Origin of the sequence: Colwellia sp. 75C3 (assembly GCF_002836255.1) — a bacterium.
Taxonomy (GTDB): domain Bacteria; phylum Pseudomonadota; class Gammaproteobacteria; order Enterobacterales; family Alteromonadaceae; genus Colwellia.
Map to the genome: position 1 here is coordinate 21,727 of NZ_PJAU01000039.1, position 12,151 is coordinate 33,877.

7 protein-coding genes are annotated in these 12,151 nt (G+C 36.8%); all 7 read right to left on the reverse strand.

Features of this window, described 5'->3' with window-relative positions:
- Nucleotides 1-284 precede the first annotated feature (284 nt).
- Nucleotides 285-2,225, reverse strand: a complete 1,941-nt coding sequence (locus tag CXF85_RS08965; protein ID WP_101228197.1) for a bifunctional diguanylate cyclase/phosphodiesterase — start codon at nucleotides 2,223-2,225, stop codon at nucleotides 285-287.
- A 4-nt stretch (nucleotides 2,226-2,229) separates the two neighbouring features.
- Complete coding sequence (locus tag CXF85_RS08970) at nucleotides 2,230-2,871, reverse strand: transglutaminase-like cysteine peptidase (protein WP_442871868.1); 642 nt, start codon at nucleotides 2,869-2,871, stop codon at nucleotides 2,230-2,232.
- A gap of 60 nt (nucleotides 2,872-2,931) precedes the next feature.
- Nucleotides 2,932-3,534 carry an OmpA family protein gene (locus CXF85_RS08975; RefSeq protein ID WP_101228199.1) on the reverse strand — a complete coding sequence of 201 codons (603 nt, stop codon included), beginning with the start codon at nucleotides 3,532-3,534 and terminating at the stop codon, nucleotides 2,932-2,934.
- Nucleotides 3,531-4,931 (reverse strand): TolC family outer membrane protein, encoded by a 1,401-nt coding sequence (locus tag CXF85_RS08980; RefSeq protein WP_101228200.1) that lies wholly within the window; start codon nucleotides 4,929-4,931, stop codon nucleotides 3,531-3,533. The genes CXF85_RS08975 and CXF85_RS08980 overlap by 4 nt, the downstream gene beginning before the upstream one ends.
- A 126-nt stretch (nucleotides 4,932-5,057) precedes the next feature.
- On the reverse strand, nucleotides 5,058-6,431 hold the full coding sequence (locus tag CXF85_RS08985; RefSeq protein ID WP_101228201.1) for an HlyD family type I secretion periplasmic adaptor subunit: 1,374 nt from the start codon (nucleotides 6,429-6,431) through the stop codon (nucleotides 5,058-5,060).
- Entirely contained in the window at nucleotides 6,428-8,605 is a 2,178-nt protein-coding gene (locus tag CXF85_RS08990) for a type I secretion system permease/ATPase (protein ID WP_101228202.1), read from the reverse strand. The genes CXF85_RS08985 and CXF85_RS08990 overlap by 4 nt, the downstream gene beginning before the upstream one ends.
- Nucleotides 8,606-8,818: 213 nt before the next feature.
- Nucleotides 8,819-12,151, reverse strand: a 3,333-nt coding sequence (locus CXF85_RS08995) for a beta strand repeat-containing protein (protein ID WP_157829054.1), incomplete at its 5' end; no start/stop codon positions are given.

Below are 12,151 nucleotides of genomic sequence, written 5' to 3' on the forward strand. Positions count from 1 at the left end.
GACTAAATAGTCAACAGTTAATTTCATATAAAACAGTCATTACTAGTAAAACAATGCGTGTGGTCAGATAGAGCAAGGGATTCAGCTTGTATTTGTTTTTGTACGAATAAAATTAAGTAATGTTTATCTGTTTTTATCGGAAGAGGTGAAATCGATGTGGTAATAAGTAGGTGGAAATATATTATATAGACTGGAATTGAGAAATAAAAAAAGCCCCTAAATGGGGCTTAAATATGGTTAGTTAGGTATTTTGTTACTAATACATTTTAGCGAGTCATATAGACTTATATCTTCACTATATCGGTGGGCGGTAGAATATAGCCTTGGTATCCATCAGCTCTAAGAAGCTTGATAGTTTCTAGGTGTTTTTCATCTTCAATTCCGGTGATAATAACCTTAATATTTAATCCTCGAGCAATATTTACCAGTGCACGACAAAGTTCTAAATTTTGTTGATTCTCTTCATCTTTTTCATTGTTATAACAGGAGAGTGATAGATCTAATTTTATATAGTCGGGTTTTAATTCCTGTAAATAAGTCAGAGATCCCATCTGTCTGCCACAATTATCTACACCAAATTTAGCCCCTGACTTCTCAATTATTTCACAAAGTTGGATACATGCCGCTAAATTTTGAGTAACTCCAGCTTCTGATATTTCAAAATTTATTTTTTCTGGGTTTTTCATTTTTTCTAGATAGGAAGAAAGCCAAAGATGAAATTCTACATTGGATATACTTTCTCGCGATAAATTCACTGCAATTGGCTCAACGTTTAACGCAAATAAATTATCTTCATTTATTGCCTCTAATAAGCACTGGTCTAACTGATGCCCAAGAGAGAAACGTTCAACATAGGGCATGAACTGCCCTGCTTGCACTATTTTCCCTTCAATTTCTAAACGGCAATAAATTTCACGTTGTATCACCTTGTTATCATGACATTGTTGAATAGGCTGCCATTGAAAGATAAAATCATTATTGTTGATCGATTGTACCAGTTGGTTCCGCCAAGCTTCTCGACTAAATTCTTTCTCTTTTTCAACATAAAACCAATGGCTTGTTTTATTTTCATTCAATGCTTTTTGTAGAGCGTTATCTGCTTGTGCTAAAAGCTCAGGTCGTGTGATCCCTTGACTCCGCTCAGCAATACCAATAGCAAACTGCTGATTAGGTTCAAAGTCTACATTTAATATTTCTTGATTGATCAGCCGTATTAAAGATTGTAAATACTCACTCACCTGCTCTTTATCAGCTTTCCTAATTAAAAAAGCAAACTCGGTATTAGATATACGGGCAACTAAGGCTTCAGAAGAAAGAGGCAACTCTGTTGTTAACTTATTCGAAAGCGTTTTAATCGTTTGGTCACGCATCTGATAACCATACTTGCTATGTATCTCATCTAACCAACTGAAATCAGCTAAGAGTAGTGCGCCAAGATCTGGCTCGCTTAACCAACTATTAAGTTGCCCTGTAAGATACAAGCGATTAGGAAGTTGCGATACCTGGTCACATAACGTATGTTTTTTAAGACTATCCACTTCTTCATCTAAGGCGCTAAAAACATGTTTCAACTGTCCGGACATTGAGTTAATTGCACCCACCACTTCTTTCAACTCAATAGTTGAAGGCATGGCCATATCTGAATGAAATTTTCTTTCAGATACATCTCGAGCATGTCTAGCAACTTCATATAATGGTTTTAAAATCACTTTTAAGCGAAGGTGTAGTACTAGAACAGTAAGAAGAAAAAGCGCTGATAAAATCATGAGTGTATCATTCATAATACGCCATAACTCTCGATAACCAATGGCAGGATTAGACTCGATTTTAAGCGTCGCTAGTTGCAACCAACCCGAAGTAATAGTTGCCTCTTTGCTCTGTTTTTCAAAAAGATTTAAATTAATAAACCATTGAGGAACTTCTTTAACCGCAACATCATTTTCCCAAACTTTCTCTTTCTTATCAGCAAGCCAAGTTAATTTAACTTTTTTATAGAATCCACCTTCAAAAATAACATTCACTAATGTATTAGCCGTCGCTTCATCACCAGTTTCTAAATGTGGCTTGAGACTTAAAGTGAGTGATGTCAGCGTGTTATTCAAATCGGATTCCATTTGATTAACCATGAAGGCTTTAGTTTCAGTAAACTGAAAATAGACCAAACAAGACATCATTAATAAAAACAATGTAAATAACAGTGAATTTATTTGATTTAAAAGGGTCATTATTTTACTCCATTCTCAATTTCGGTTGTTTAAGGTTTGAGATTCCCATACGCTGGTTCAAGTCTGTCCAACGTTTTAGACGTTGTGATTTACCTGCAAGCACATCTTGGCTTTTCTTTTTATTAAGCCATAGCTGCTTACCATTAAAGCTATAAATAGGAATGAGATCTTTGCGTTTTGTAGCGGGTTTTATTTTACCGTTGATATTATCAAGGATGAGTGGCACCGAACTAGGTGTATGATAATAAGCGACAACCATATGGTATTGATTTAGTGTCACTGCTTTTACCATCGAAATACGCATTTTTTTATCGGGAATACCAAGCTCTAATAAAGTAAAGTATTTGGCAATGGCAAAATCTTCACAATCACCGGCATTTGCACCTAAAAACTCAATAGGTGTTGCCCAATAATTACTTACACCCCAGAGCTTTATATCATCAGTAAAATGTAACAAATTAAAAAAATTATTGACCTTTTCAAGTTGTTTCTGTTCATCTAATAGATAAGAGTCGTCCATTAAACGGAACCATGCCTTGCCTCTTTTTCCTGCACGTTCACCGTAATTACTCTTCAGTGCCGATATAATTTGTGATTCATTCAACGAGCTTGTTTTTTTTGCATATAAAATAGTATTAATGAGCAGTAATAAAGTACTGATTATCAGTACTTTATAAACAGAAAAAACAAGTGTTTTATTCACCTCTTACTCTACTTCACTATCAACGCTGTAGATGGTCCATTTCATATCAGTAAGGCTTTTATCGCTGCTAATTTCAGCAACAATACGTCTGTTTTTTTCATGGCTATATTCATCGTCTCCCTCGAATAGGAGTTTTTCAAATCCATAACCCACCGTTGTAATACGATCACTGGCAATATCAAACCGTTGAATTAAAATATCTTTAATTGATCTAGCTCGATTTTTTGACAATTTTTTATTATGCGTAGCAGAGCCTAAAATACTAGTATGCCCTTCAATAGATACACTAACTTGTGGGTATTCAGTCATAAAATCAGCTAATTCTTTAATTTTAGGTAAATACTCACTTTTCACCACAGAGGAGTTCGTATCAAAGTTGACGTCTAACCTATGTCTTACTGTATGGACGGTACTAGAGCCACAACCATTGTTACCAACCTTTGCTCCTATATTACTATCAGGACAGTCATCCCGAGCTTTAATAATACCGTCGCCTTCACTATCTGTTAAATCAAACTTTTGTGTTGTTGGCTCTGGTGTCATGTCAATAACATGTACCGAGCAAGCAGAAAGAAATAACACACATATAAAGATTATAAATTTCATTTTATACGCTCCGCATAATTTTCTTCGCCTGACCATGAATTCGGTCGTGTAACTCGTAATGCATCTACTAATAAGCCCATCGCGTGTAAAATTCGATACTGAGCTGAAATTTCGGTAAATTCAGCATCCAAAAAGTCACGACGTGCTTGATATAATTCATTTTCAGTATCAAGCAAATCTAACAAACTACGTTGGCCTACTTTAAACTGTTCTTTGTAATCAGATTGGGTATCTTTAGAAGAAATCACATGCATCTTTATGTATTTTTTTTGTAAATTTAATTGCTCAAAAGCATTCCATGAAAGAATAAAACCCTCTGTCACTTGTCGATGTACACTACTATTTAACTCTTTAGCCTCGCTTATTTTATAAGCTGTTTCTTTTGTATAAGCATCATGTTTACCACCAGAAAAAAGGTTGTAAGAAACTCGTAACATTGCGATAACTTCATTATTTGCTCCACCAACATCTCGACTAGTAATAGAATTACCATCCTCACCATCTAAATTGTCATTGTAATTAGCATTGACCTCAAAGGAAACTTTCGGGTAATAATTTGATTTAGCTGCTTTATACTGTGCACGTGCAGCGTCAATATCATTCACCGCTGACTTAACGACAGGATGATTTTTGAGTGTTAATTTAAGCCCCTCTCTTTCAGTTTTAGGTAATAAAGAAGCATCAGGAAACGGGATCACCAAATTATCAGGACGTTGTTCAACCACTCGGTAAAAAGTCACCTCTCCGTCTAAATAATTGTTTTTAGATGCAATTAAGTTAGAGTAAGCCTTTGCAAGACGACCATTAATTTGTGAAAGGTCTGCAGAGCTACTGAAGCCAGAGTCTGTACGCTGTTTAATTTGTTCGTAAATATCTTGATGGGCTGCCAGATTTTTCTCGGCCAGTGCTACCAATTGTTTAGACTTAATAAGGTCAATATAAACTTTACTTACGCGTAATGCTAAATCTTCAGCAATACCATGTAAACGCCATTGTTCAGCTCTTGTTGCATAAGTAGTACGTTCAACTTCACTGCTAGTATGAAAACCACTAAAAATCTCTTGCCTTAAGCTCAGACCAATTTCACTTCGTTGTAATTCAGCAGTACCTTCCCCATCAGTCCCTATTTGTCGACGTGTGCTGGGGCTATCTGTATATTCATAACCAATACCTGCAGTTATATCAACCGTTGGCAAATAACCTGATTTCGCCTGTTCTATTTGTTTTTCACTCACTTTAAAACGTGTATACGCAGCACGTAATTCAGGATGAGTATCGAATGTAAAAGCAACCGCTTGTTCGAGTGATTGAGCATTTACAGTCGTTTGAAAAAACATCGCAAAACATAAAAGCTTCAGACCTTTAATTTCTACTCGCTTAAAACATTCTTTTTTCATAGTAATCCATTTTTATTATATCAACTGTTATATGAGTCTTTATTTAGCAATTGATCATATAAAGTCTCTAAATTTTAATCGTCTAGCATAAATATTACTTACGCTTTACTCGTCTGCTATTCGCTTTTAATACTCTCTGAGCGCAAGTTCTTTAGCGCGTAAAAGCGGATTTAATATATATTCAAGTACCGTTCTTTTACTGATCATTACATCAACACTGGTCATCATTCCAGGAATAATTTTCATCTCTACATCATCCCTATTACGAATGCTTGATTCAGTTGTTCTAACTCTTATTATATAAAAGCTATTACCCTCGTCATCCTGTGTCGTATCGGCACTAATATGTTCAACAACACCTTCAAGGCCACCATAACGTGTAAAGTCGTATGCGGTTACTTTTACCTTTGCTGGTAAACCTACATGGATAAAAGCAATATCTTTAGGGATAATTTTTGCTTCTACCAATAACTTGTCTTCTGAAGGCACTATTTCTAATAAAACTTCCCCCGGCTTAACAACTCCACCAAGTGTTGTTATGTGTAATGTTTTCACCGTACCTATAACTGGAGATAATATGAGTGCTTTACTCACTTTATCTTGAGCGCCTACTTGCGCTTCATTTAAACGTGAAAGCTTAGATTGTAATTCATTTAATAATGCACGAGCATCCGTACGATATTTAAAAACAGCTTCTCGACGCTTTAGTACTGCTTCTTCAAAGGTAGCTTTTACTTTAGGTTTTAATAAACGTAATGCATTTAATTCACCTTTTATGTCATTGACAGTACGTTGTAATTTTAATAATTCAACTTCAGGTACTATTTTTCTTTTTGCTAGGGGAATCGTTAATTTGAGTTCTCTATTAACAAGCATCAAGCTGCTTTTAAGCGTAGATATTTTAGACGTTAATTCTTTAATCTCTTGCTCTCGCTGTTTTATTTGTTGCCCTTGAATCGCGACTTGATTTTCAATGTTATTTAAACGTGTATTATACTCATCTTGGTTACGAGCAACAAGTTGAGGCGAGTTAGTGTTAAGGTCTTCTGGAAATTCTAATTGTGTTTTTTCTATTTTTACTTGAAGTTGCCAAGCGTCGACATCAGCCACGAGTACGTTACTAAGCTCAGTGCGTAGGCGAATGATGTTTGCTCGTAGTGCATCCACTTCTTGTGTTTGTTGCGCCATATCAGATCGGAACCGTGTATCATCAATACGGGCTATAATTTGACCTTTGGTTACTTGCATTCCCTCTTTGACATATAATTCTTGTAATATACCGCCATCAAGGCTTTGAATTATTTGTACCTGTGATGAAGGAATTATTTTTCCAACACCACGTGTTACGCGGTCGAGTTCTGCAAAATACGCCCAAATAATAAAACACGTAAAAAACGCAGCCAACGACCAGATAGTTAAACGGTGTACAGTAGGGGTTTGCGTTAAAATGGCACCATAAACATCATCCGCCATCTCTAAATCTTCTTTACTTATTTTCATACTTTACTCCTTTCTTTAGGAGCCACATTTAACATTCCACTTTTCAGCTGTTTTAAGATGTCGGCTTTATCACCATCGGCGACTAAATGCCCATTATCTAAGACGATAATACGGTCGACCAACTCTAATAAATGCATTTTATGTGTAATAAGCAATAATGTACGGTTTTCTGCTGTTTGTTTCATCGATTTAATAAAGAGTTTTTCCGCACGTGCATCTAAACTTGCCGTTGGCTCATCTAGTAGTAACATTTGGGGATCATTTAAAATAGCACGGGCTAAAGCAACGGCTTGGCGTTGACCTCTAGATAGTGACAACCCGCCCTCTCCAACTTGTAGCTCTAGTCCTTGTGATTCCATATCCGTAAACAAGTTAACACCAGAAAGTTGTACTGCTCTCATTAATTGATATTCAGTTACCTGTTTAGTACCAAAGAGGATGTTATCTTTAATTGAACCATGAAAAAGTACAATATCTTGCGGTAGGTAACCTATATTTCGGCGAAGGTCGCTAGGATGGAGCTGCCCTTGATGCATGCCATCATAACGGATACTGCCTAGTTTGGGTTGAAACAAACCTAGCACCAATTTAGCCAGTGTAGTTTTTCCTGAGCCATTACGGCCAATAATAGCTATTTTATCACCCGGAGATATCTTCAGTGATAAGGGATATATTGCCGGTTTTTCAATATCTGGATAGTTAAAATTAACATGCTCTAAAACAATATTACCTTCAAGTTTTGCACGGCTAGGCAGGTGCCCTTTATTTTCAAATTCACTTTCTTGGTTCATAATGCCATCAAGCTGCCTTAATGAACTCACGGTTTGATTATACCTTGTCATTAACGAAGCTATTTTAGCCATTGGTCCAACAGCGCGGCTTGACAACATCACTGCGGCAATAATACCACCCATTGAAATAAGCCCATCTGAAACGCGATATACGCCCAAGATAATAACGGCAACAACAACCATCTGTACAATAAAGCTAGAAAAGTTGGCGACTGAGTTGGTAATGACTTTGGTTTTAAGCTGCCAATTAGAAGTATGCCCCAGCATTTGTTGCCATGCATTTTGAACTATACCTTCCGCACCGTTAGCTTTAATTGATTCTAATGATGAGAGACTTTCAACTAGGTGCCCGTGTCGTAAGCCAGAAAACTTATTACTCTCTTCAATAGCATGTCGTAACTTTGGTTGCACTAAAAAGGCATAACCTAGAATTAATACGGTAGCGAGTACTGAAAATATGGCTAAATCTCCAGCGACCAGATAGATAATAAAGACAAATAATATAGAAAAAGGTAAATCAACTAATGCTGTAATTGTTGCTGAAGATAAAAAATCACGTACACTTTCAAATTCACCTATCTGTTTTGCCATCCCGCCGACACTGGGTGATTTTTTCTCTAATGAAATACCGATTACTTTGGCATAGAGCTTAGAAGAAGTTTGTATATCTATTTTTTTCCCCGCAACGTCAATTAAGTAGGATCTTAATTGTTTCAGAATAAAATCAAAAATGTAGGCTAGGCTTGCACCTATAGCGAGTACCCATAAACTTTCAAAAGCTAAGTTAGGGACAATTTTATCATAAATATTCATAACTAATAACGGTGAAACTAAGGCGAATATATTAACTAAAATAGAGGCGATTATTACATCACGGTAAATAGGAGCAGACTCACGGATAGTATCCCATAACCAATGTTCTTGAGTATCGCCAATGTGCACATCAAAATCACGATCAGCATGGTATTTTTGCTTAATTAAAAACAGATACCCTACATAAACAGATTCTAACTCTTCAATAGTTAACTGCTCTTCTCCCCCTGTTTCCGGCAATGAAATAATAGCTATATTAGCTTTGAAATTTAGGGATTGTAGAATGCATGCTTTTTGATCTTTAAGCATTAATATACAGGGAAGTAACATCTGGGGAATATTATCAAGACTTTTACGGCTTAATTTAGCACTTAAACCTGCACGTAAAGCAGCTTGTGGTAATAACTCGGGTGAGAGCACACTACTAGTCAATGGCAAACCAGCGGCTAGCGCTTCAGCTGAACAAGGGTTACCAAAATGCTCACTTAATAAGACTAAACAATCTAAAAGTGGATCTTCACTAACACGTTGTGAAGCGTTAATTTTCCATTGTGACTGTGCTGATGTCATGTAAATGCTTGAATCCATGAAATTATTATTTAAGTATATAACTTATAGGGAGTTATATGAGTGATAGTTATTAATATTATAGAAAAAGACCGATGCTCGGACTAAATTTACTCGTAAAAAATAAGTAAGTAATGGAAATGTTTTTTATTTCCATTACCTTAACTTAATTCATAAATGCCCACTCAACCCACGTCGGTTAGCATCCGCTTATAGTTACTCGTCAGGAATAGGATCTATCGTTACCATATCCACAACACTACTATCACCAATAAATAGTGAGCCTTCATGGGAACCCGTTAACATATCGTTGATAATATTAACGTCATCACTGCCCAAGTCAACGCCATCTAAAACGATAGTTTGTGATATTTCATCTCCACCTTCTGCATGTACCGTAATAGTTGTGTCTGTGCCATTGCTATCAAAATCGAGGAAATCATTAAGATTATCACCATCGCTAATATGTAGAATATCACTAAGATCAAGTACATCTTCATTTAAATCGAAATCACTGACATGGTCAACACCAGAGTCATTTTCTAACCAAACAAAGGTATCTTCACCCGTTCCACCAATAAGAAAATCATTACCTTCTCCGCCACTTAAATAGTCATCGCCTGATCCACCGGAAAGTACATCATCACCATCGCCACCGATAAGAACATCCTCACCAGCTTGACCATCAAGATATAAGGTGTTGTTACTTAAATAAGCTTTTGCTCCGTCATTACCGTCAGATATATAAGTCCCAAAGAACTCAGAGCCATCACTCATGGTAACCGTAATCTCAGCACCAATTAAATCGGATCCAACGTCGCTACCTAAATCATCGGTATCAAAAGCAAAATTAAACATCTCACCTTCAGTAAAGTCACCATCGGTAAAATTAGCTACAAGTAAACTACTATTAGAGTCCATACTATCAAAAACGTCTGTCTGAGTAATATCTGTTGAGCTATTGTTATTAAAGTTACTAATTTGATCATAATCCCACACAGCATCGTTATCTATATTGGCAAGGTTAATCGATATTTGGCTAACTGACAATCCAGCCATTGTTAATCCTTCAAATGCAAATTGATTACCCGTGTTATAGGTATCCCCTGCTAGTACAGTAGAGCTCATGATAAGTGTAACAGCAGGGTTAGCTGTCGATTCACCGAGAATGATATCATTCTCATATCCCCCGATCAGCTGTGATGAATTTTGATAATTCATGGTCACTGTAGCAGTATCAGAGGCATTATTACCTTCTATCGTGTAGTTAAAATCGTTACTTGTGTTTCCAGTACCTACGATAACAACACCATTATTAAAGGTTACATCATCACCATTTACACTTGTTATTTGAGCCTTGTTTGGTAATGCATCACCATGTGTAAGGTAAGATCCATCAATAGTAATAGGTGTATTTTCATCCATATTAGTAATAACATTATTTACATTAGCATCGAGACCTGCATAGTAATCAATATGGAGCTCTAACAACATGCTATCAGTATCTCCATCACCATCAACTACCGTTACCTCAATAGCTTCTATTTCGTTAAGAACATTCTGGTTTACATTAATACTATAATTGTACTTCCCTGTTAAGAAGTTAAGTGTAAAGACTCCTCCTAGTTCAGTGTCGTCTGTGCCGATCTCAATATTTGGATTAATACCATCATATACATAATCAACTCCATTAATAGTAAATGATTGGATATTGCCACCATCAGCACCAAGACTGACACCACCATCAGCAGTAAGAATCGTTAATTCTCCACCAATACTATTGTTGTCGAAATATGAAATGACTGTAGCAGTCAGATCTGCGGCATTATCAACAACAACCGCATAATCACTACTATCATCAGGCGAAGCCGTTGAGTATGCAATAGGTAATAATTCACTAAGTGGCGCATCACCAATACCAATAGCAAAGGATAAATCATAGGTACTGTCTTCCCCTTCTGAGCCACCTAAATATGTTTCCCAAGAAGCTTCAAGAACACTATCAACGTTTGCGTTACTGGTTGGTACACCATCTGATATAAAATAAACGAAACTTTGATCGGCTGTAGGTAATGGTCCACTATCAATCACCTCCTGAAGAGCGAGGTTATAATAGGTGCCCCCAGAAGCAGATAGCTCATTTAAAGTGTTAATGGCAGTATCTATATCATCTTCAATCCAACTTGAGTTTTCAATAGTTGTACCTGAAAATGTGACAATTTGAATATTAACATTACCAGTATCGTCAACCTCGTTAATTAGTGCAGTTAGAGATTCAACAGCAGTTTCAAGGTAAGTTTTTCCATTACCCGCAGAGTCATCCATACTGCCAGACAAATCGAGTACAAAAGTTAAATTGGTAGTGGTCGGATCGGCGTCAGAGAACAAATTTTGACTTCTATCTTTGACTACAGGTATATCATCTATGACATTTATAACCAAATTAGCACTAGATGAATCACCCAACGAATTTTCAACCATATAGCTGATAGATTCAGAAATATTATCACCAGATGAAACTGTCGTTAATTCATACTCATAATATCCAGCACGTTGACCATTAGTGCCATCCACGTGCACAGTCAAATTACCATAAGTGGTAGCCATTGAAATGAGACCACTCACTGGTGTTATCCCCTCAACTGCTATTATGTTGGTCGAACTACTGATGCCGGAATCATTGTCGAGTAAATTACCAACTGTGATATTACCACCACCGCTAGCATCAGAGCCTGCGTCGAGCCCAGATTCAGCAACAACACCCGTATCGTCTAGTGCAATAGGGGTTGAATCTTGATTAACAGTTAACGTAGCAGAAAGACTAATAGAGCCATCCGCATCAATAAGTGTGTATATAAATTCATCGGTTGATACCGGAGGATTATCAGATTCAATTAGAGTAGACGTATATTCGTAATTACCATCTTTCTCTATAACCAATGTACCCGTAGCAGTTATAATTGTGACTGAATCTAGTACGGCACCTTGATCATCTATAAATGAATAATCAACATTATCAAAGGTAATGTTATGCAAGAAAGTTGTGTCTGCACCTAGGGTATCAATACCATCAGTTCCGCTGCCAAGAATTACATTACCGTATGCCGTGCCACCAAAGCCGACACTATCAGTATCATCAGCAGTAACTGGTGCTGTATCACTAATATCTATGTATACGGTTGCCCACTCAGAATTAATTACACCGTCACTGGCTTTGTAAACAAATGAATCTGTTGAATTTATATTAGTGTGATCATAACTATCCGGTGCGGTATAGGTGAAAGAGCCGTCAGCAAAGAGTAAAACGGTACCTCCTAAAGCTGTTGTAATCGTATTACTACCATCAACAATAATGCCCGAATTACCAGCCCCTGGATCTGTTGGCGCAAACTCGACAGAATTAAATGATGGGCTATCTATATCTGAATCATTACTTAGTATACCGTTTGAGGAACTTACATTTAGTACAGATCCCTCTACAACGGTATATGAATCATTTTCAACCGTCGGTGCATCGTTAACATCACCGACATTCAGGATGAAAGCTTC